Source organism: Oceaniglobus ichthyenteri, from assembly GCF_003057885.1.
GTDB classification, from domain to species: domain Bacteria; phylum Pseudomonadota; class Alphaproteobacteria; order Rhodobacterales; family Rhodobacteraceae; genus Oceaniglobus; species Oceaniglobus ichthyenteri.
On sequence record NZ_QAGK01000007.1, the window covers coordinates 137178 to 157122 of the forward strand.

18 protein-coding genes and 1 tRNA gene are annotated in these 19945 nt (G+C 59.4%); 8 read left to right on the forward strand and 11 right to left on the reverse strand.

Annotation, left to right across the window (positions count from 1 at the left end; translation table 11 throughout):
* Positions 1–41: 41 nt before the first annotated feature.
* Complete coding sequence (locus C8265_RS12280; protein WP_108484303.1) at positions 42–458, reverse strand: DUF2852 domain-containing protein; 417 nt, start codon at positions 456–458, stop codon at positions 42–44.
* A 303-nt stretch (positions 459–761) separates the two neighbouring features.
* On the opposite strand from C8265_RS12280, the gene C8265_RS12285 reads away from it, so the two are divergent.
* Positions 762–1112 carry a DUF1428 domain-containing protein gene (locus tag C8265_RS12285; RefSeq protein ID WP_108484304.1) on the forward strand — a complete coding sequence of 117 codons (351 nt, stop codon included), beginning with the start codon at positions 762–764 and terminating at the stop codon, positions 1110–1112.
* A gap of 34 nt (positions 1113–1146) precedes the next feature.
* On the opposite strand, the gene C8265_RS12290 is transcribed toward C8265_RS12285, so the two are convergent.
* The 4 genes from C8265_RS12290 to C8265_RS12305 form a co-directional block, all read right to left on the reverse strand.
* On the reverse strand, positions 1147–2175 hold the full coding sequence (locus tag C8265_RS12290) for a pyridoxal-phosphate dependent enzyme (protein ID WP_108484305.1): 1029 nt from the start codon (positions 2173–2175) through the stop codon (positions 1147–1149).
* On the reverse strand, positions 2168–3019 hold the full coding sequence (locus C8265_RS12295; protein WP_240611068.1) for a carbon-nitrogen hydrolase family protein: 852 nt from the start codon (positions 3017–3019) through the stop codon (positions 2168–2170). The genes C8265_RS12290 and C8265_RS12295 overlap by 8 nt, the downstream gene beginning before the upstream one ends.
* A gap of 6 nt (positions 3020–3025) precedes the next feature.
* Positions 3026–5164: a malate synthase G gene (locus C8265_RS12300; protein ID WP_108484306.1), complete on the reverse strand. Its 2139-nt coding sequence runs from the start codon at positions 5162–5164 to the stop codon at positions 3026–3028.
* Between the two features lie 177 nt (positions 5165–5341).
* Positions 5342–6838 carry a CoA-acylating methylmalonate-semialdehyde dehydrogenase gene (locus C8265_RS12305; RefSeq protein WP_108484307.1) on the reverse strand — a complete coding sequence of 499 codons (1497 nt, stop codon included), beginning with the start codon at positions 6836–6838 and terminating at the stop codon, positions 5342–5344.
* A gap of 108 nt (positions 6839–6946) precedes the next feature.
* On the opposite strand from C8265_RS12305, the gene C8265_RS12310 reads away from it, so the two are divergent.
* The 3 genes from C8265_RS12310 (at position 6947) to coaD (ending at position 8887) form a co-directional block, all read left to right on the forward strand.
* Entirely contained in the window at positions 6947–7837 is an 891-nt protein-coding gene (locus C8265_RS12310; RefSeq protein ID WP_108484308.1) for a LysR family transcriptional regulator, read from the forward strand.
* A gap of 60 nt (positions 7838–7897) precedes the next feature.
* Positions 7898–8329, forward strand: coding sequence for a CBS domain-containing protein (locus C8265_RS12315; protein ID WP_108484368.1), 432 nt, complete (start codon positions 7898–7900; stop codon positions 8327–8329).
* Positions 8330–8392: 63 nt separating this feature from the next.
* Positions 8393–8887: a pantetheine-phosphate adenylyltransferase gene (gene coaD, locus C8265_RS12320; RefSeq protein ID WP_108484309.1), complete on the forward strand. Its 495-nt coding sequence runs from the start codon at positions 8393–8395 to the stop codon at positions 8885–8887.
* A 44-nt stretch (positions 8888–8931) separates the two neighbouring features.
* On the opposite strand, the gene C8265_RS12325 is transcribed toward coaD, so the two are convergent.
* On the reverse strand, positions 8932–10155 hold the full coding sequence (locus C8265_RS12325) for a bifunctional alpha/beta hydrolase/OsmC family protein (protein WP_108484310.1): 1224 nt from the start codon (positions 10153–10155) through the stop codon (positions 8932–8934).
* A 167-nt stretch (positions 10156–10322) separates the two neighbouring features.
* Here C8265_RS12325 and C8265_RS12330 point away from each other — a divergent pair, with 167 nt between their 5' ends.
* A complete protein-coding gene (locus tag C8265_RS12330) occupies positions 10323–11249 on the forward strand; it encodes an ADP-ribosylglycohydrolase family protein (RefSeq protein WP_108484311.1) in 927 nt (308 codons plus the stop codon).
* Positions 11250–11353: 104 nt separating this feature from the next.
* On the opposite strand, the gene glnA is transcribed toward C8265_RS12330, so the two are convergent.
* Positions 11354–12760 carry a type I glutamate--ammonia ligase gene (gene glnA / locus C8265_RS12335; protein WP_108484312.1) on the reverse strand — a complete coding sequence of 469 codons (1407 nt, stop codon included), beginning with the start codon at positions 12758–12760 and terminating at the stop codon, positions 11354–11356.
* Between the two features lie 62 nt (positions 12761–12822).
* Positions 12823–13161 (reverse strand): P-II family nitrogen regulator, encoded by a 339-nt coding sequence (locus tag C8265_RS12340; protein WP_108484313.1) that lies wholly within the window; start codon positions 13159–13161, stop codon positions 12823–12825.
* A gap of 167 nt (positions 13162–13328) precedes the next feature.
* Between C8265_RS12340 and C8265_RS12345 the strand changes: the two genes are divergently transcribed.
* A complete protein-coding gene (locus C8265_RS12345) occupies positions 13329–14891 on the forward strand; it encodes an NAD(P)H-hydrate dehydratase (protein ID WP_108484314.1) in 1563 nt (520 codons plus the stop codon).
* Here the strand turns inward: C8265_RS12345 and trpD are convergent.
* Both trpD and C8265_RS12355 read right to left on the reverse strand, forming a co-directional pair.
* Positions 14888–15907, reverse strand: coding sequence for an anthranilate phosphoribosyltransferase (gene trpD, locus C8265_RS12350; protein ID WP_108484315.1), 1020 nt, complete (start codon positions 15905–15907; stop codon positions 14888–14890). The genes C8265_RS12345 and trpD overlap by 4 nt on opposite strands.
* On the reverse strand, positions 15904–16485 hold the full coding sequence (locus C8265_RS12355; protein WP_108484316.1) for an anthranilate synthase component II: 582 nt from the start codon (positions 16483–16485) through the stop codon (positions 15904–15906). Before C8265_RS12355 ends, trpD begins: the two co-directional genes overlap by 4 nt.
* Before the next feature lie 155 nt (positions 16486–16640).
* Here C8265_RS12355 and C8265_RS12360 point away from each other — a divergent pair, with 155 nt between their 5' ends.
* Positions 16641–18341, forward strand: a complete 1701-nt coding sequence (locus tag C8265_RS12360; RefSeq protein WP_164512325.1) for a divergent polysaccharide deacetylase family protein — start codon at positions 16641–16643, stop codon at positions 18339–18341.
* A 206-nt stretch (positions 18342–18547) separates the two neighbouring features.
* A tRNA-Leu gene (locus tag C8265_RS12365) sits at positions 18548–18632 on the forward strand.
* Positions 18633–18769: 137 nt separating this feature from the next.
* On the opposite strand, the gene C8265_RS12370 is transcribed toward C8265_RS12365, so the two are convergent.
* Positions 18770–19888, reverse strand: coding sequence for a baeRF11 domain-containing protein (locus C8265_RS12370; RefSeq protein ID WP_108484318.1), 1119 nt, complete (start codon positions 19886–19888; stop codon positions 18770–18772).
* Positions 19889–19945 lie beyond the last annotated feature (57 nt).

Genomic DNA, 19945 nt, shown 5'->3' on the forward strand with positions numbered 1-19945 from the left:
TATATGGCCCGCCCGGTGGGGCAGGCCAAGGGGATTTGCGATCAAACCTCGATCGGGGTGGCATCGCGTTTGTCATTGGTGCTGGCGCGGTCATCCATGAATTGGTCAAACTCGGCCTTGTCCTTGGCTTCGCGCAACCGCTCAAGAAACTCTTGAAATGCGGCTTGTTCGTCTTCCAAGCGGCGCAGGGTGTCGGCCTTGTAGGCATCGAATGCGGTGTTGCCGCTGCTGCGATAGGCGGCCATCGGCCCGCGCCGCGCCACGCTGCGGCAGGATTTGTTAAACATGCGTTTGCTCCAGATCATATAGGCCAACAGGGCCAGGCCCACGGGCCAGAAAACGATAAATCCAACGATCATCGCGGCAATCCACGCGCCTTTGCCTTTTTCATCAAGCCAGCTTTCGGAACGTGCAAACCACGACATACGGGTTTGGGGGGTGTCAGCAAAGGTGCTCATGGTGTGTCTCCGTTTCGGGGGTTTAATGTAAATCTCTTTCACATTGAAAAGATGTATATTGTGCCACCATGGTTCAAGGGTGGATGTAAATCTAATTTACATTATTTTTATTTACCAATAAAAACAGTGTCCTGGCGCATGTTACTGTTGGGTTGATGATGCAGGATTGCGCCGTTGGGCAACCGGAAATGCCCGGTTGGTCGGCAGTTTTTTTATGAAAAGCACCACGTTGGAAACAAATTGTTTGACCGACCAACACTATGCCGTACCCTGAACCGCACGCGTTCTCAGGGAGTTTGAACCATGTTCATTGATGTAATGGTCGCGCCGGTCAAAACCGCGCGCAAGACCGCATATATCGAATTATCCACGGAAATGTCGGCGCTGTTTCTGGATAATGGCGCGGTTGGCTATACCGAATGCTGGGGAAGCGATGTGCCACAGGGCGTGCGCACATCTTTTCCGCTCTCCGTTGAATTGGCCGAGGATGAAACCTGCGCGGTCTGCTTCATCACCTATCCCGACAAGGCCACGCGCGATGCCTGTATGGAGTTTGTGATGGCCGATGAAACCGCCAACCAGATGATGCAAAAAATGCCGCTGGATGGCGAAAGAATGATTTTCGGCGGCTTTGAAACCATCGTCGCCCTTTAGACCAAAGGCCTACATCACACTGCTAGCGAAACCTTTATGCCGGCCCTTCGCTTAAAATGCACATCACCCGCGATTGGCTGCCAAGGCCCAGTGTCTGCCGATGTTCGTCCGTCAACGACAGGACAGCCGCCAATCCCGCCCCGCCCGAGGGCGAGGTGGCCAAACCGGCCTCGGCCAAGTGCGGTAAAACGGCGGCCACTGCCTGATCCGAGATGGTCAGAAATGCGTCGGCGTCTTCGGTCAGCCCGGCGAGGGCGATCAACGACGCCTCTTTGCAATCCAGCCGCCCCATGTTTGATTCCGGGCCGGGTGCCGCCACCACAGCGCCCGCGCGCACCCCATTGCGCAGCGATGGTGCGCGGTCAGGTTCGACCACGACAATACACACACTATCGCCCCAGATTTCGCGCATATGCGCCGCAACAGCCGCAGCCATGCCGCCGACACCGGCCTGTAAAAATACATGGGTGGGCGGGATCGGGGCCTGTGTCACCGCCTCATGGGCCATAACCAGATATCCCTCCATCAACCGATGGGGCAGGTCGGTGTATCCGGGCCAGGAACTGTCCGAAAGCAGGGTCCAGCCCCGCGCATCGGCGGCTTTCGCGGCGGCGGCCATGCTGTCTTCGTAAACCGCCCCTTCGCGCACCACGTTGGCCCCCCACTGGCGCAGCCGGTCGGCGAACGCCTCGGGCACCGTATCGGCGATATAAACCACGGCTTTGGCGCCAAACGCCTGCGCGCCGGCGGCCACTGACAACCCGTGATTTCCCGCGCTGGCGGTGACAAACACCCGGTCTTTCACGCCGTCCGTTTCGGCCAGATGCGCAATGACATAGGCGGCGCCCAAGGCTTTGAAACTGCCCAATCCCATGCGGGTGCGTTCGTCTTTCACCCAAAGTTCGGCGCAACGGGCCGCCTGGGCCAAATTGGTGGCGTTGACCAATGGGGTCTGCATGGCCTTGGGGCACCGGCGCAACAGTGCCAGCGGCGCGTCGACATTGCGCGAAGGCAGCGGCGCGCCCGCCGTGATCCGACGTTCATGCAGATCAATCTCAATCATTTTCGGCCCTCTCAGTCGTCACCATATCAAAAGTCCGGTCATGGCGCAGTGATGGAATTTGCCCGCGCACCTTGGCGACTTGTTCAAGGTCAAGATCGACAATCGCCGTGCCCGGCCCGTCATTGCCCATATCGCACATCACCTCGCCCCAGGGCGACACAACCAGGGAATGGCCAAAGGTGCGCCGCCCATCGGCGTGGTACCCCACCTGTGCCGGAGCGACGATGAAGCAGCCGTTTTCAATCGCCCGGGCGCGCAACAGAACATGCCAATGGGCCTCACCCGTGGCCACCATAAACGACGACGGAACAAAAATCACGTTCGCCCCCACCTGACCATAGGCGCGGTACAGATGCGCAAAACGCAAATCGTAACAAATCGACAGGCCCATCGCGCCCCAGGGGGTGTTGGCGACCGTACCATGGGTGCCCGGCGCGAAGTGATCCGATTCGCCTGACGGGCGCTTGCCCTTCAGAAATACGTCGAACAAATGAATTTTGTCATAACGCGCGGCAATCGCCCCGGTCGCATCAATCAGACAGCCGTGGTTCAAGAATTTGCCATCCTGCCCCAAAACTGGCGTCGAACCCGTGTTGATCCACAGCCCATGACGCGCCGCCGCATCACGACAGGCGGCGATGAACGGGTCATCCTGTGCGGCCACAACCTGTGTTTTTGCTGTGGCAAAATCACGGTTACATAGCCCCGCCATTTCGGGCAGGGCCAGTATATCGCACCCCGCATCACCCGCCCGGGCCGCCGCATCGCGCATGAATGCGATGTTGGGCGCGTGGCAGTTGGCCGAGGTCATTTGCGCCATGCACAATTTCAAAACCCCGGCCACGGCGCGTTACCCTGCCTTCAGTTGCAAGCGTCGGGCGTGCAAAACCGGCTCGGTGTATCCCGAGGGCTGTTCGCGCCCCTTGAACACCAGATCGCAGGCGGCCTGATAGGCGATGCTGTTGTAATCGGGGGCCATCGGGCGATAGGCCGGATCGTCGGCGTTTTGCTGATCGACCACCGCGGCCATCTTTTCCATCGCGCCGCGCACCTGGTCTTCGGACACGACATCGTGGTGCAGCCAGTTGGCGATATGTTGCGCGGAAATCCGGCAGGTGGCGCGGTCTTCCATCAGGCCGACATCGTTCAGATCGGGCACTTTCGAACAACCGACCCCCTGATCGACCCAGCGCACGACATAGCCCAGGATGCCTTGGGCGTTGTTTTCAACCTCGCGCATCACCTGCGCTTCGCTCCATTTCTGGAAACTGGCGACAGGAATATCCAGAATCGTATCCACATGGGTGCGGCGCCCGCCTTTCAACAGTGCCGCCTGCACCGCAAACACATCCACCTGGTGGTAATGCAGCGCATGCAGGGTGGCGGCGGTGGGCGAAGGCACCCACGCGCAATTGGCGCCGGATTTGGGGTGGGCGATTTTCTGTTCCAGCATCGCCGCCATCATATCGGGCATGGCCCACATGCCCTTGCCGATTTGCGCACGCCCCGACAGCCCACATTCAAGGCCGATATCGACGTTGTTATCTTCATAACCGCCGATCCACGCCTTGCGCTTGATGAAATCCTTGCGCGAAAACGGCCCGGCCTCCATCGAGGTGTGAATCTCGTCGCCGGTGCGGTCCAGAAAACCGGTGTTGATGAACGCCACCCGCGAACGTGCCGCGCGAATACATTGTTTCAGGTTGACCGAGGTGCGCCGTTCTTCATCCATGATGCCCAGTTTCACGGTGTTTTGCGGCAGGCCCAGGGCCTGTTCGACAAAATCAAAGGTTCTGACGGCAAAATCCACCTCGTCGGGGCCATGCATCTTGGGTTTGACCACATACATTGATCCATGCACCGTATTGCCGCCTTCGCGTTGCAAATCATGCATGGCGATCAGGGTGGTGATCATGGCATCCATCAGCCCCTCGAACACCTCATTCCCGTCACGATCCAGAATGGCGGGGGTGGTCATCAGATGGCCGACATTGCGCACCAACATCAGTGCGCGGCCCTTCAGCACCACCTCACCACCACCGGGTGCGGTAAAGGTGCGGTCATCGGCCAGGCGGCGGGTGACAGGTTTGCCGCCCTTGTCAAAGGTTTCGGTCAAATCGCCCTTCATCAGGCCCAACCAGTTGGTATAGGCCAAGGTCTTGTCTTCGCCATCGACACAGGCCACGGAATCTTCGCAATCCATGATCGCGGAAACCGCGCTTTCCAACCGCACATCGGCCAAACCGGCCTGATCGTGGCTGCCGATGAAATGGGTGCGGTCAAACACCAATTCCACATGCAACCCGTTGTTCACCAAAACCACCGCATCGGGGGCCTTGGGGTGACCGCGATAGCCGACGAACTTGGCCGGATCGGCCAGCGGCATATCATCAACCAACAGCGCGCCATTATGTACGTGATAGCGCCGGGCATCGGCATGGCTGCCCCCGGCAATCGGAAACGCCTGATCCAGGAACACCCGCGCGCGTGCCACAACCCGCGCCCCACGGCCCCGGTCATATCCACCCTTGGGTGGCAGGCTGCCCATGGCATCGGTGCCATAAAAGCTGTCATACAAACTGCCCCAACGGGCATTGGCGGCGTTCAGCGCATAACGCGCATTGGTGATCGGCACCACCAACTGTGGCCCCGGCACATGGGCGATTTCCGGATCGACATTGGCGGTATCAATCTGAAAATCATCGCCTTCGGGCAAAAGATACCCGATTTCCTGCAGAAATGATTTATAGGCGACGTGATCATGGGGCTGATTGCGCCGGGCCAGATGCCATTCATCAATCTGGCGCTGGATCTCTTCACGTTTGTTCAGGAATTCTTTGTTTTCCGGCCCGAACTCATGCAGCAGTTTCGACAGGGCCGACCAAAACGCATCCTGGCTGATTCCCGTTCCAGGCAAGGCTTGATCGTTGATAAAGGCGGCCAGGGTCGCATCCACTTGCAAACCATCGAGCGTTTCGCGCTGGGTCATCGTTCATCTCACTTTTTTGAATTATTTGACGCAAGGTACGAAAATCACCGCAAAAGAACAATATGCGACGGCATACGATTGTATATGTTTCCGGGGCGCCCCCGCGAACCTGACTTAAAATCATCTTGTCCGAAATGGGCCGCGGGGGCCAAACGATGCTGGCCCCCGTGTTTGCGATCAATCCATCGCCTTGAAGTTGAATTCGCCACCTTCCTTGATACCGCTGGGCCAACGGGCGGTCACGGTTTTGGTGCGGGTGTAAAATTTGAACGAATCCGGGCCATGCTGATTGAGATCGCCAAAGCCGGATTTTTTCCAACCGCCAAAGGTGTGATAGGCCAAAGGCACCGGAATTGGCACGTTGATGCCGATCATGCCAACGTTGACGCGCGCCGCGAAATCGCGGGCTGTGTCGCCATCGCGGGTATAGATCGCGGTGCCGTTGCCATATTCGTGATCCATGGCGTATCCCAGCGCCTCTTCGTACGTCTTGGCGCGCACTTGGCTCAGGACCGGGCCAAAGATTTCCTTGCGGTAAATATCCATATCCGTGGTGACGTTATCAAACAGATGTGGCCCGACGAAAAAGCCGTCTTCGTACCCCTGCAATTTGAAATCGCGCCCGTCGACCACCAGTTTCGCGCCCTGATCAATGCCGGTTTGCACCAGACGGTGAATGTTTTCCTTGGCGGCGGCGGTCACCACCGGGCCATAATCCACATCATTGCCGCCGGTATAAGGCCCGACCTTCAGCTTTTCGATGCGCGGAATCAACCGTTCGATCAGGGCATCGGCGGTGGCGTCGCCCACGGGTACGGCCACCGAAATTGCCATGCACCGTTCACCGGCCGCGCCATATCCGGCCCCGATCAGCGCATCGGCCGCCTGATCAAGATCGGCGTCAGGCATGATGATCATGTGGTTTTTCGCGCCGCCAAAACACTGCACCCGTTTGCCATTGGCACAGCCGCGCGCATAGATATATTCGGCAATCGGGGTGGATCCGACAAAGCCGACGGCCTGAATCGTTTCGTTGTCAAGAATGGCGTCGACCGCCTCTTTGTCGCCATTGATCACTTGCAAAACGCCATCGGGCAATCCGGCCTCTTTCAGCAGTTCGGCCAACATCAAAGGCACCGACGGGTCACGTTCCGACGGTTTCAGGATAAAGGCGTTGCCACAGGTCAGGGCCGGGCCCATTTTCCACATCGGGATCATTGCGGGAAAGTTGAAAGGCGTGATTCCCGCCACAACACCAAGGGGTTGGCGCATGGAATACATGTCGATTCCCGGACCGGCGCTGTCGGTGAATTCACCCTTCAACAGGTGCGGCGCGCCGATGCAGAATTCGATCACCTCAAGGCCGCGCTGAACATCGCCTTTGGCATCGGGCAGGGTTTTGCCGTGTTCGCGCGACAGCGCCTCGGCCAGTTTATCCATGTCGCGGTTGAGCAGTTGAACGAACTGCATCATCACCCGGGCGCGGCGCTGTGGGTTGGTCGCGGCCCAGGCCACCTGTGCCTTTGCGGCATCGGCCACGGCACTGTCCAATTCGGCGGCGCTGGCCAGGGGCACCTGGGCCTGTACTTCGCCGGTGGCGGGGTTGAACACATCGGCCGTGCGCCCCGTGCCTTTGACGTGCTGACCGTTGATCCAGTGTGACAGGGTTTCCATAACATCCTCCGTTAAATTCGGTTGTGCCCACTCTAGGGTTGCAAACCGATTGCGCAAAGCGGCAGTTTGCCAAAAGGGCTTTGCAATTTTAGGGGTACGGTTTGCAATATGCAGTGGGATGATATGCGAATTTTCCTGTCCGTGGCGCGCCAGGACAGCCTGTCGGGGGCGGCGCGGTTGTTGAAACTGGACGCGGCAACAGTCGGGCGGCGCATTGCCCGGCTGGAAAACACCATCGGCGCGGTGCTGTTCACCAAATCACCCCAAGGTTATCAATTGAACGAGGCAGGACAGCGGTTTTTGCCCCATGCCGAACGTGCCGAACAAGCCCTTAGCGCGGCAGCCGATGAATTGCGCGGACAGGGTGACAGGCTGACCGGGCCGATTCGGTTGGGCGCGCCGGATGGCTGTGCGAATTTCCTGTTGCCGCGGGTCTGTGCCGGGATCATCGCCGACAATCCCGGGCTTGAGGTGCAAATCGTCGCGCTGCCCCGGGTGATAAACCTGTCGCGCCGCGAGGCGGACATGGCCATCGGCGTATCGCCCCCCACGGGCGGGCGGCTGACCGTGCAAAAGATCGCCGATTACCATCTGCATCTGGCGGCGCACCGCGATTATCTGGCCAATGCGCCAGGGTTGAGCGGGCTTGATGATCTGAAACATCACCGCATCATCGGTTATATCCCCGACATGATTTTCGACAAGGAACTGGATTACCTTGGTGAAATTGGCGTGCCCGGTGTTGCCCTGTCGTCAAATTCGGTTGCCGTTCAATTTCAATGGCTTGCCCAAGGGGCGGGCATTGGGGTGGTGCATGATTTCGCGCTGCCCCATGCGCCCGGTCTGCGCCGTGTTTTGATCGAGGATCTGTCGTTAAAGCGCACCTTCTGGTTGATCCGGCACGAAGATGACCGGCGGGTTGGCCGGTTGAACCGGTTTGCGCAGGCGTTGGGCACGGGCCTGCGCGCCGAAATTGCCCGACTCGAAGCGATCGCTTGACACAGGGGCCACCCACGCGCCACCATTTCAAAGCGGTGAGGGATGAACAAAGGGCATGACATGACTGTACAGAAGATTTTGCAAGGCAAGCCTGAGGGCGACATCATTTCAATCGCACCGGATGCATCGGTGTCCGAGGCGGCAAGGCTGCTGTCGGAAAACAAGATTGGTGCCGTCATCGTGATGGATGGCCAAAAGGTTGTCGGAATTTTATCGGAACGCGATATCGTGCGCGAACTGGGGCGGCGCGGATCGGGGTGTCTGGATGATCTGGTCAGCAACCTGATGACCAAAGCTCTGATATCCTGCACACGGGCAGATAAACCGATGCTGATGCTGGAAAAGATGAGCCAGGGCCGGTTTCGCCACATGCCTGTCATCGAAGATGATGTGCTGGTCGGGTTGATTTCGATCGGGGACGTCGTCAATCACCGCCTTGCCGAATTGGCAATGGAGCGTGACGCGCTGGAATCCATGGTGATGGGCCACTAATCCGCCTCTTGCACTTGTGCGCGTAATATTGTTGCTTGCACCAACACAAAGCGAGGCATCAAAATGCGCATTGGCCTGTATCCCGGCACATTCGACCCCATCACATTGGGGCATATTGATATAATACGCCGGGCCGCGCGATTGGTGGATCGTCTGGTGATCGGCGTTGCAATCAACCGGGACAAGGGGCCGATGTTCACCCTGGAAGAACGCGTCGCCATGGTCGAAGCGGAATTTGCCACCCTGACCGCGCTTACCGGCTGCGAATTGGTCGTGCACCCGTTCGAAAACCTTTTGATTGACTGCGCCAGCGATGTTGGCGCCAGTGTGATCGTGCGGGGCCTGCGCGCGGTCGCTGATTTTGAATATGAATATCAGATGGTTGGCATGAACCGGGCGATGGATGATAGTGTTGAAACCGTCTTTTTGATGGCTGAGGCACGGCATCAGGCGATTGCCAGCAAACTGGTCAAGGAAATCGCGCGTCTGGGCGGCGATGTGTCAAAATTTGTAACCCCTGCAGTCAACGACGCGCTGCACCAGAAGATGGGCCGCTGACCCTGGGGCATTGCCGTCGCGAAATGCCCCGTCACGGTGGGTATCTAATCCCCGGAACTGACCAGTTTTGTAACCACCTGCGCGCTGCGCTCTAATGTGCGGTGCACCGGGCAACGGTCGGCGATTTCCAACAAGCGGGCGCGCTGGGTCTCGTCCAACGCGCCGGTAAAACGGATATCGCGGCGAAATTCATCAATCTTTTCATCGCTTTTGGCGCTGGCATCCTGTGCGTGCACCTTGTTGTGGCTGACATCAACGCGCACATGATCAAGCGGCCATTTCTTGCGCCGGGCATACATGCGAATCGTCATCGATGTGCAGGCGCCCAGACCCGCGGCCATCAACCCATAGGGTGACAGCCCTTTGTTGGTGCCGCCATAGGCCTCGGGCTCATCAGCGAGGATATGGATATTCTGGCCCGACGTGACATCTTGTAAAAAACCATCGGCATCAGCCTCGGAAATGCGCACGATGCCTTCGGGCGCGCCGGGGGGCGGTGCGGGCGGGCGCAGATCAAGATACCGCGCCGACCATGCGGCAATGACTTCGGCGGCATATTCGGCATCGCCCGCCCGCGTGATCAGGTGATCGGCATCATCCAGGGTGACAAAGCTTTTGGGGTGTCTTGCGGCCTGAAAGATCTGCGTGGCGTTCTCGATGCCCACCGTCGCATCGCGCGGCGCGTGCATCACCAATAGGGCGCGTTTCAGGTTGCCAATAGCCGGGGCAAGGTTTTCGGCTGATACATCTTGCACAAAGGTCTGTGAAATTCGAAACGGCCGCCCGCCCAGCGATACGTCGGCGCTGCCCTGTTGCGCGATCGTATCAAGGGCGCCGGAAAAGTTGTTGGTGACATGGTGCGGATCGGCGGGGGCGCCGATGGTTACTACCGCCTTGGCCGATGCAATTTCGCCCGCGGCCTTCAATACCGCCGCACCGCCCAACGAGTGGCCGATCAACAGGGCGGGAGCCATGCCGCGATCACGCAGATAATGCGCCGCTGCCACCAGATCAGACACGTTGGTTGTGAAGGTGGTGTTCTCGAACTCTCCTTCGGAATGGCCGAGGCCAGTGAAATCGAACCGTAAAACCGCCAACCCCATGGTCGCCAGACGGGCCGCGATCCGGCGCGCGGCCACGATATCCTTTGAACAGGTAAAACAATGCGCAAACAACGCTGTGCCCAAATGTGGCCCCTCGGGCAGATCCAGGCGCGCGGCCAGATTGTGGCCGCCGTGGCCGGTGAATGTAATGCGTTCCATGGGCATGTTTGGCGCTCCGTCTGTGATTGGGGTCAGTGTGTGTGGTTTGGACGCGTTCAGCAACGGGTGTGACTGCACTGTCACGCTATGGTGACCTGTCTGCAACGGGTGCGGGTTTGACCAACGCATCAGCAGGTGATTGTGTGGGCTGACAAAAAACAGGGGCCGGACCGATGGATATGACACAACGCAAACAGGCGGCCCTGATGGGGGCCTTGGTGGCCGATGCGGCGGCCTTGGGTGCCCACTGGATTTATGATCCTGACCGTATTGCGACCCTGCGCGCGCGATTTGGACGCGCCGCATTCATCCCGGTGGACCCGGCCCATTACGAAGGTGGCGTTGGATATTTCGCCCATGCCAGCCGGGAAACCGGAATGCCAACACAATACGGCGCGGTTCTGGCTCTTGCCATCGCTTCGATCCGGCGGGCCGGCGGGTTTGACAGGGCTGCGTATCAATCGGAATTTGCCGCGTTCTTCGGGGCAGGGGGCGCGTACCAAGGGTATATTGACCGGCCCACGCGCGGCGCATTGGCCAACATCGCCGCCGATCAGACCGATCCATCGGGAATTGACGATGATCAACTCCCTGCCATCGCCACCTTGCCCGCGGTGATCGTGGCGCATTACGGCGAATCCGATTTATTGGGGCGGATCGAACAGGCCATATCCGTAACCAATGTTAATGACGTCGCCAGCGCCCATGGTGCCACATTTGCCCAGGTGTTATCGGCGGTAATTGGCGGGATGTCGTTGAACGATGCCCTGTCTCAACTCAGCGATCCTGCGTTGCGCGATGCCTTGAATACGGATGAAACCGATTCAACCGTGTATGGTGGTGTCACCGGTCGGGCCTGTCATCTGCCCATGGCAATGCCGCTTGCCATGCATATTCTGACCCATGCGACATCCTATCAGGACGCGGTTGAACGCAACATCGCCGCCGGGGGTGACAGTGCCGGTCGCGCGATCATCATCGGGGCATTGGCGGGGGCGGCATTTGGCCTGTGTACCGAAAACGGTGTGCCGTTACAGTGGATATTACAGCTTAGGGATGGCGCGCCCCTGTGGGAAGATTGCCGCGCCTTGGCGGATTGACGGATTCGCCGTATGCCAATGCCCGGTTGAATTTCGCAAATTATTCCGGCATGAACAGAAAAAGGGCGCCCGATCGGGTGCCCTTTGTTATTTATTTCAGCCGTTTAGCAGCCATAATACATCTTGTATTCAATCGGGTGCGGGGTCTGTTCATAGGCATAGATTTCTTCCCATTTCAGATCCATGTAACCCTTGATCTGATCCTTGGTGAACACGTCACCGGCGGTCAGGAAATCCATGTCCTTTTCCAACTCTTCCATCGCTTCGCGCAACGACGAACACATGGTCGGAATATCGGCCAGCTCTTCGGGGGGCAGATCATACAGATCCTTGTCCATCGCTTCGCCGGGGTGGATTTTGTTCTTGATCCCGTCAATGCCGGCCATCAACAGCGCGGCAAAACACAGATAGGGGTTTGCCGCCGGATCGGGGAACCGGGCCTCGACGCGCTTGGCCTTGGGGGATTCCGACCACGGAATGCGCACACAGCCCGACCGGTTGCGCGCGGAATAGGCGCGCAGAACTGGCGCCTCGAACCCGGGGATCAACCGTTTGTAGCTGTTGGTCGTGGGGTTGGTAAACGCGTTCAGGGCCTTGGCATGTTTCAGGATGCCACCGATGAAAAACAGCGCCTCGTCCGACAGATCGGCGTATTTGTCGCCGGCAAAAATCGGCTTGCCATCTTTCCAGATCGACATGTTCACATGCATGCCCGACCCGTTGTCGCCGCTGATCGGTTTGGGCATGAACGTGGCCGATTTGCCATAGGCATGGGCGACGTTCTGAATGATGTATTTGAACTTTTGCAGCTCATCGGCCTGTTTGGTCAGTGATCCGAAAATGAGGCCCAGTTCATGCTGGCACGATGCCACCTCGTGGTGGTGTTTATCCACCTTCATGCCGATGCGTTTCATCGTCGAGAGCATTTCCGAGCGGATATCCTGACCATCATCCACCGGATTCACCGGGAAATAGCCGCCCTTCAGGCCCGGGCGGTGGCCCATGTTGCCCATTTCGTATTCGGTGTCGGAATTCCACGATGCATCGTTGGCATCCACCTGAAACGATACCTTGTTGATTTCGACGGAAAACCGGACATCGTCAAACAGGAAAAACTCGGCCTCGGGGCCCATATACGCCACATCGCCGATGCCGGTTGATTTCAGATACGCTTCGGCGTTCTGGGCGGTGCCGCGCGGGTCGCGGTCGTACCGCTCCAGCGTGTCGGGTTCGCAAACGGTGCAATGCACGGCAAGGGTTTTTTCGGCATAAAACGGATCGACATAGGCACTGTCGGTGTCCATCATCAATTTCATGTCTGATTGATCAATGGATTTCCAACCGGCAATCGATGATCCGTCAAACATGAACCCATCTTCGATGAACCCTTCGTCCACCTGATCGGACATCACGGTGACGTGCTGCAATCTGCCGCGCGGATCGGTGAAGCGGATATCGACATATTCGATATCTTCGTCCTTGATTTTCTGCAGCATCTCAGAAATGCCCATGGTAATATTTCCTTTAATTTCGTTTTGTTAAGAGGTGCGCCGCCGGGGTGGCGGCATGAGGATCAAAGAGCGTCGCTGCCGGTTTCGCCGGTGCGAATGCGAACCGCCTGTTCGACGGGCGATACAAAGATCTTGCCATCGCCGATCTTGTCGGTTCTGGCGGCGTTGACGATTGCCTCGATGGCGGTGTCGACCTGATCATCGTCAAGCACGACTTCGATCTTCACCTTGGGCAGGAAATCGACCACATATTCGGCGCCGCGATACAATTCGGTGTGGCCTTTTTGCCGGCCAAAGCCTTTCACCTCAAGCACGCTCAAACCTTGTACGCCAATGTCCTGCAGCGCCTCTTTCACTTCGTCCAGTTTGAAGGGCTTAATGATCGCTTCGATCTTTTTCATGGGCCGACTCCTTTTGTCCGTTGCATGGGTCAAACCACTTCTCACCTCTGGCGACAATTCGCTAGGGTTTGGTAACAGACCAAGAAGCGGAGATTCGCGGTGATATGCCTAAATTTTAATCACAACGCCCAATATCTGGTCGTTCATGCAACGAAAATGGCAGCGCCATGGCCGATCTGATCACCGCTGAACAGATGCGCAATCTTGAAACGCAAGAGATTTCAGCAGGGCGCGTCACCGGAGAAGAGTTGATGGAGCGCGCCGGGCAGGGCGTGGTTGACGCGATTTTTGCGCGCTGGCCCAATTTGGCGGATATTCCTGGTCGGGTCGCGGTGTATTGCGGGCCGGGTAACAATGGCGGCGACGGATATGTTGTTGCCCGGCTGTTGCATCGGTTGGGTTGGCAAGTGGCAGTATGGTCCATCTGTGATCCACATCATTTAAAGGGTGATGCGCGGGCGAACTGGGTAAAGTGGACCGGCATATTGGGCCGTGTTTCGATTTTGGATGGCAAGGCAGAGCGTATTTTCCCCAGGTTTTGGGATGAACCGCCAGATCTGATTATTGATGCGATTTTCGGCACCGGCTTGACCCGACCATTGACCTGGGAGATCGAGCAGCCAATTTCAGATATTCAAATGTATAAAGACCGCCGTATGGTACAGCCACCAACGGTGGCGATTGATGTCCCATCGGGCCTGTGTGCAGACAGCGGGCGCAATATGGGAAATCGGTGCTTTTATGACCTTACGGTTACGTTTCATGCCGCCAAACCGGGGCATTTTTTGGCCGAAGGCCCCGAGATTTGTGGGAGCCTGTCGGTGGTTGATATCGGGTTGCCACAGCCCAAAATATCCGCGCCTGTACCCGCCACGGTGATCAGGCAAATCACCAACGCCCAAGGCGTGGCAAAACAGGCGGGGCATAAGTTTGATCATGGTCACGCCCTTGTGTTGACCGGCGGGGCAGGGCGCACCGGTGCCGCTCGTTTGGCGGCGCGCGGCACGCAACGGGTGGGTGCCGGGTTGGTGACGCTGGGCGTTCCCCCCGCCGCGCAATTCGAGGTGGCGGCACAGATCACATCGGCCATGTTGATCCGGGTGGGCGATGACGCGGCGCTCAGTGAAATATTGAACGATCGCCGGATCAACGCGCTGTGCCTGGGGCCGGGATTGGGGTTAAACGCACGGGCCACAGATTTGATCGGCGCGGCGTTACAGGGGGCGCGGGCGACGGTGCTTGACGCCGATGCGCTCACCCTACTGGCGCGGGATGAGGGGATGCGCGGCAAACTGCATGATGCCTGTGTGCTGACGCCCCATGCCGGCGAATTTGCCCGGCTGTTCCCCGATCTGGCCGATGCGCTTACGGGCACGCCGCAAACTGGCCCGGCTGTATCCAAGGTTGATGTGACCCGGCGCGCGGCGCGTCGCGCGAACTGTGTGGTCCTGTTCAAAGGCCCCGATACCGTGATCGCCGCCCCCGATGGGCGCGCCGCGATCCATGCCGCGGTTTACGAACGTGCGGCCCCTTGGCTGGCCACCGCAGGGGCGGGCGATGTGTTGGCCGGACTGATCGCCGGGCTGTTGGCGCGCGGGCTTTCGCCGTTTGAGGCGGCCTGTTCCGCGGCCTGGCTTCACGTGCAATGCGCGTTAAACTTCGGCCCCGGATTGATCGCCGAAGACCTGCCTGAAACCCTGCCCACAGTGCTGCGTGATCTCGGGGCCTAGGGTTTGGCCGAGGTCAGTTTGGCCAGCGCGGTGATTTTTTGTTTCGCCGCGCCGCTGTCGATACTTTCGCGCGCCATTTCAACGCCTTCGGGCAGGGTGTTCACCTTGTCAGCCACCACAAGTGCTGCCGCCGCGTTGAGCAGCACCGCATCGCGGTAGGCCCCCTGTGCCCCATCAAGCAGGGCGGCGAAGGCTTTGGCGTTGTCTTCGGGGCTGCCGCCCATGATCGCCTCGAACGGATGCACCGGCAGGCCGGCATCTTCGGGGGCGATTTCGGTTTCGCTGACCTGACCAGCGTCAAGCATCGCAATCTGGGTCGGGGCCGCGATGGAAACCTCATCGGTGCCATCACCACCATGCACCAACCATGCCTTTTCTGCGCCAAGCGCCAGCAGGGTTTCGGCCATCGGGCGAATCACATCGGCGGAAAAGGCACCGGTCAGTTGCCGTTTTACCCCGGCGGGGTTGGTCAGCGGGCCAAGGATGTTGAAAATCGTCCGGGTGCCCAATTCAGACCGGGTGGGCATGACATGGGCCGTGGCCGGGTGGTGCATCGGGGCCATCATGAACCCGATGCCGATCTCACGCAGTGCCCGTTCCACCACATCGGCGCCCACCATCACGTTGATGCCCATTTGGCCCAAGGCATCGGCGGCGCCTGATTTGCTGGACAGGTTGCGGTTGCCGTGTTTGGCCACAACCACGCCGGCCCCCGCCACAACAAAGGCAGTGGCGGTGGAAATGTTCAACGTGCCTTTGCCATCGCCCCCGGTGCCAACAATATCAATCGCACCCTCGGGCGCGCGCACGGGGCGGCATTTGGCGCGCATCACGGCGGCAGCGGCGGCATATTCATCGACCGTTTCGCCGCGCGTGCGCAGGGTCATCAGAAACCCGCCAATCTGGCTGGGCGTGGCATCGCCCGCGAACAGGATGCCAAAGGCGGTTTCCGCCTCGGCGCGGGTGAGGGGGCGTTCAACCGCGGCGGCGATCAGTGATTTAAGGTCGCGCATCATGCAGGCACCCCGGCTGTATCAAGGAAATTCTGAAGCAAGGCGTGACCATGTTCTGATTTAAGGGATTCGGGGTGAAATTGTACACCGTGAATTGGAAGGTCGCGGTGGGACAGGCCCATGATGGTGCCGTCTTCGATATCGGCAGTGATTTCCAGACAATCGGGCAGACCGTCGCGCGCAACCGTCAGGGAATGATACCGCGTTGCCGCAAAGGGCGAAGGCAGGCCGGCGAACACGCCGCGCCCCCGGTGGCGAATCGCGGCCAGTTTGCCATGCACAATTTCGCGCGCCGGCACGACCTGGCCGCCGAACGCCTGGCCAATCGCCTGATGGCCCAGACAGACCCCCAACAAAGGTGTGCGAGTTTGTGCCGCTGCGTCAATCAATCCCAGGCAAATCCCCGCCCGATCCGGATCACACGGCCCCGGCGACAGCAATATTGCCGAAGGGCGCAGGGCCATTGCCTGCTCAACATTCAACGCGTCATTGCGGTGCACCTGCACATCTGCGCCTAATTCGCCCAGGTAATGCACAAGGTTGTAGGTAAAGCTGTCGTAGTTATCGATCAACAGGAGCAAGGCAGGGTTCCTTTGATGAGGCAAGAGGCGGCTGGACCGCAGGCGGTGGCGGTGGCAAGAGGGGGTGAACCTGCCGGTGTGTCGCGCTATACATGGCCGCAGGCACGCCCGAGGGTCAAGCGCCGTTGGCGCACGAAGAACGGAGTATTTGGATCGTGGTTCGCGGAATTCTTTCGGGTGGGGTGTTCGGGGTTGTTGTCTCGGGGCTGGCGCTGGTCATTATCAGCCAGCTGGCCGAGCGTCGGGTGTTGGCACCGGTTCCGCAGGCGCAGACCGAAACAATCGGCGATCTGAACCCCGAACAGGGAGATGAGGGCGATGCGCCCGATGCGCCGTTGTCCGAACCGCTGCAACCCGAAGCGTCAGAGCCGGTGACACCGCAACAGCCCGCGCCGGATATCATCGCACCAGATGAACCAATGCAGGGGTCTGCCGAACCCACCCCCGCGCCCGATGTGATTGATATTCCATCGCAAAGCGCGCCATTGCCCGAAACAACGGCCGCGCCGAACGCTCCGGCGGTGGAAAACGCACCGGATTTGGCCGATCCGACCGCCGCCCTGGCGCCGATATCGGACGCCGACGCGCCGCCCTCCATTGCACCGCCCGCCCCCGCCACCCCCGGTGTGGCCCCCGAAACCAACAGCCGCGCGCCCGATGGGTTTGCGATGATCGGGGCCGGGGATGATGCCCCGCAAGCGCCCGCGCCCGAAAATACGCCCCGTTTGCCCGACGCGCCGGCCGGGCCTATGGGGCCGGGTCCGGTGGTGGTAACGGCATTGGCCGTGCCAAATTTACAACCATCTGGCGGTGCCGATACATCGCCCACCGCGCCAGACGCGTCACAGCACGCCGTATTTTCACCCAGCGTACCCACACGGCCCGCGCCGATCATGGCCGAGGCTGATCTGCCGGAGCCGATTCCGGCTGCACCTTTGTCCGTTGCGGCAGGGGCGGCAGATATCGAGGCACCCGGCGCGCCCGATATCACCTCACCGCCAGAGGACGAAACGCCGGTAACCGTCGCCGCGCGTCCACAACCGCCGGGCGGCGACACCGCGGCAAGCCCACTGCCCAATGCCGGCGCTGCGCCAGCACCGCGCGAGCCGGTGGTGATTACCAACCGTCTGCCGCGAATCGGAGATGCCGTCCCGGAGGCTGAAATCGCGCAGGACGCGCCCGAAACGCCGCTGGCGCCCGATGCTTTGACGCGCAACGGTGAGCCGTTTGCAAACCCCGATAGCAGCCCGATTGTTGCCGTGGTTCTGTTGGATGAGGGCGGGCCAGAAATCACCCTTCCGATCCCGGTCAGCGTGGCGGTCAACGCCCGCGCCCCGGATGCGGCCGAACGCATGGCGCGGTATCGCGCCGCCGGGATCGAAGTTTTGCTGACCCCGGATTTCCCCGCCGGCGCACAGCCCACCGATGTGGCCGTTTCGCTGCAGGATGCGTTCACCCGGTTGCCGGATGCAGTAGCGGTCATTGATACCCCCAGTGGGGATTTGTCAGGAAACCGCGACGTGTTGGCGCAGATGATCAGCGAACTGGCCGAAACAGGACATGGATTCTTGACCTTTCCCAAAGGGTTGAACACCGCCTTGCAGGTGGCCAACCGGGGTGGTGTGTCGGCGGCATTGGTGTTTCGTGAAATTGACAGCGCGGGGCAGGATCAGCGCGCGATCAAACGGTTTCTGGACCAGGCCGCATTTCGCGCGCGTCAGGAAAACGCAGTCATTCTGGTTGGCCGAAATCAGCCCGAAACCATTGCCGCCCTGGCCGAATGGGCCTTGGGTAATCGCGCGGCCAGCGTTGCCTTGGCGCCTGTTTCGGCGGCGTTGAACGCTTTGACAGACTAGCCGCAGCGCGCGCCGCGCCCGGACCGGGCGTTCTCAGCAAACAAGCGGCGCGCTGGAGTGAAAAAAATAGATCCCGCCTCTCGCCTTGCTGCTTTGGCTCTGCTAACAGGAAAAAATCAGGATGACCGCTGATTGTTCGGTTCGGCGTCGTTGGCGCCGGGGCTTTTACACAGATCGTAAGAGTGTGTGAAAAATGGTCTGACTGTGCCCGTGTGGCGGAATTGGTAGACGCGCTAGATTTAGGTTCTAGTTTCTTCGGGAGTGGGGGTTCAAGTCCCTCCACGGGCACCACAGGATCAAGAGATTTGGCCGGAATGCAACCTGTCAGGTGGCGAACCGGCTGGCGGTTTGGGTCAGCCAATCGCACCGGTGCATCACCCCTTTTTCCAAAGCGGTGATGCGGGTTTTCAGTGGTCAAATCACAGGTGTTATATCTCATAGCGCAAAAGCGCGGCCAATGATCCGTCACCGGGAAGATCATCCTTACGGACCGCCAGAACCCGCGCCCCGGTGCGCATTGCGCGCCCGGCAATTTCATCGACCACACCGTAACTTGCCGCGCTTTGGGTGTCGGCAAAAGTGACCGCGCCGGTTTCATCGTCAACCGTGCCCGGAACCACCGCATCAAAATCAACCAAAAGCGTTTCAATCCCGCCAAAGGTGGCGGCGCGGGCGGCATCCGAAATATCCGTGGTCACACGGCTTTGCCCGGTCAACCGGTCAAATTCTGCGCGGAAATCCTGGATCTGGGTGGCGTGATACGCATCAAGGATCGGACGCGCCGCAGTGGCCAATTCGGCGTCTGACAGATCATCGGGGCTGGTTTCGATGGTTTGATCCAAAAGAGGCACCGAAGAATGGGCGCGCACCAAGGCGGCAACCGGTTGGGTTGCGGCCAGAATGACCGGCATGTCCGATTGCGACAGAACCGGGCGCAGTGCTGCGTCGATCTGGCGGATATATTGCCCCAGACGTACCTTTTGCCCTTCGGACCCCTGAATACGGCCACTGGCCGAACGATCATTGATTGATGCCTTGCCCACGGCATTGGCGGCGTTGCGCGGCATGTCGGACACCCGCACGGCGCGGGCGGGCAGATCGGCCGACACATCGACCAGACGCACGGCATTTTCCGAAACGGCCAGAACATGCGCGGCCTGTGGGAATGTGACGGCGCGCAACAATGGCTTCAGGTGGAACCGATCCGACACTGCCACCATATCGGTCAGTTTGTTGGCCAGGCGATAGGTGATGATCCGGTCAGGCGTGGCCAGAATGCCAAGGCTGTGTGCCTGATGTGCCCAAAAATCGTCATCCTCCAACAAAACATCAAAATGTTGCGTCAAAAGCGCGGCGCGGCGTTTATCAAGACCCGCTGTTTCAATCTGCGCCATCGCAGTTTTAACGTGGTTTTGCAGGGTGATGCGGGTTTGGTCTGCTTTTTCGGAAAGCGGTGTCGTGCCAAGGTAAATCGACACACAGGCATCGGCGCGGTGCTGGTTCAGAGTGCCAAGCTCTTTGGCGGTTGGCATGTCAACGTATAACAATTTGTTTTCCTTGCGATTAACGGGGTGTTTCCCCGATGATAGCCGCGATCACCGCCG

What these genes read in the sequence shown, in the direction of transcription:
- trpD (WP_108484315.1), bottom strand. Translation starts at nt 15,907, where the DNA reads ATGATGCGCGACCTTAAATCACTGATCGCCGCCGCGGTTGAACGCCCC.
- C8265_RS12345 (WP_108484314.1), top strand. Translation starts at nt 13,329, where the DNA reads ATGGCCGATCTGATCACCGCTGAACAGATGCGCAATCTTGAAACGCAA.
- C8265_RS12330 (WP_108484311.1), top strand. Translation starts at nt 10,323, where the DNA reads ATGGATATGACACAACGCAAACAGGCGGCCCTGATGGGGGCCTTGGTG.
- glnA (WP_108484312.1), bottom strand. Translation starts at nt 12,760, where the DNA reads ATGGGCATTTCTGAGATGCTGCAGAAAATCAAGGACGAAGATATCGAA.
- C8265_RS12310 (WP_108484308.1), top strand. Translation starts at nt 6,947, where the DNA reads ATGCAGTGGGATGATATGCGAATTTTCCTGTCCGTGGCGCGCCAGGAC.
- C8265_RS12290 (WP_108484305.1), bottom strand. Translation starts at nt 2,175, where the DNA reads ATGATTGAGATTGATCTGCATGAACGTCGGATCACGGCGGGCGCGCCG.
- C8265_RS12300 (WP_108484306.1), bottom strand. Translation starts at nt 5,164, where the DNA reads ATGACCCAGCGCGAAACGCTCGATGGTTTGCAAGTGGATGCGACCCTG.
- C8265_RS12305 (WP_108484307.1), bottom strand. Translation starts at nt 6,838, where the DNA reads ATGGAAACCCTGTCACACTGGATCAACGGTCAGCACGTCAAAGGCACG.
- C8265_RS12285 (WP_108484304.1), top strand. Translation starts at nt 762, where the DNA reads ATGTTCATTGATGTAATGGTCGCGCCGGTCAAAACCGCGCGCAAGACC.
- C8265_RS12340 (WP_108484313.1), bottom strand. Translation starts at nt 13,161, where the DNA reads ATGAAAAAGATCGAAGCGATCATTAAGCCCTTCAAACTGGACGAAGTG.
- C8265_RS12315 (WP_108484368.1), top strand. Translation starts at nt 7,898, where the DNA reads ATGACTGTACAGAAGATTTTGCAAGGCAAGCCTGAGGGCGACATCATT.
- C8265_RS12325 (WP_108484310.1), bottom strand. Translation starts at nt 10,155, where the DNA reads ATGCCCATGGAACGCATTACATTCACCGGCCACGGCGGCCACAATCTG.
- coaD (WP_108484309.1), top strand. Translation starts at nt 8,393, where the DNA reads ATGCGCATTGGCCTGTATCCCGGCACATTCGACCCCATCACATTGGGG.
- C8265_RS12280 (WP_108484303.1), bottom strand. Translation starts at nt 458, where the DNA reads ATGAGCACCTTTGCTGACACCCCCCAAACCCGTATGTCGTGGTTTGCA.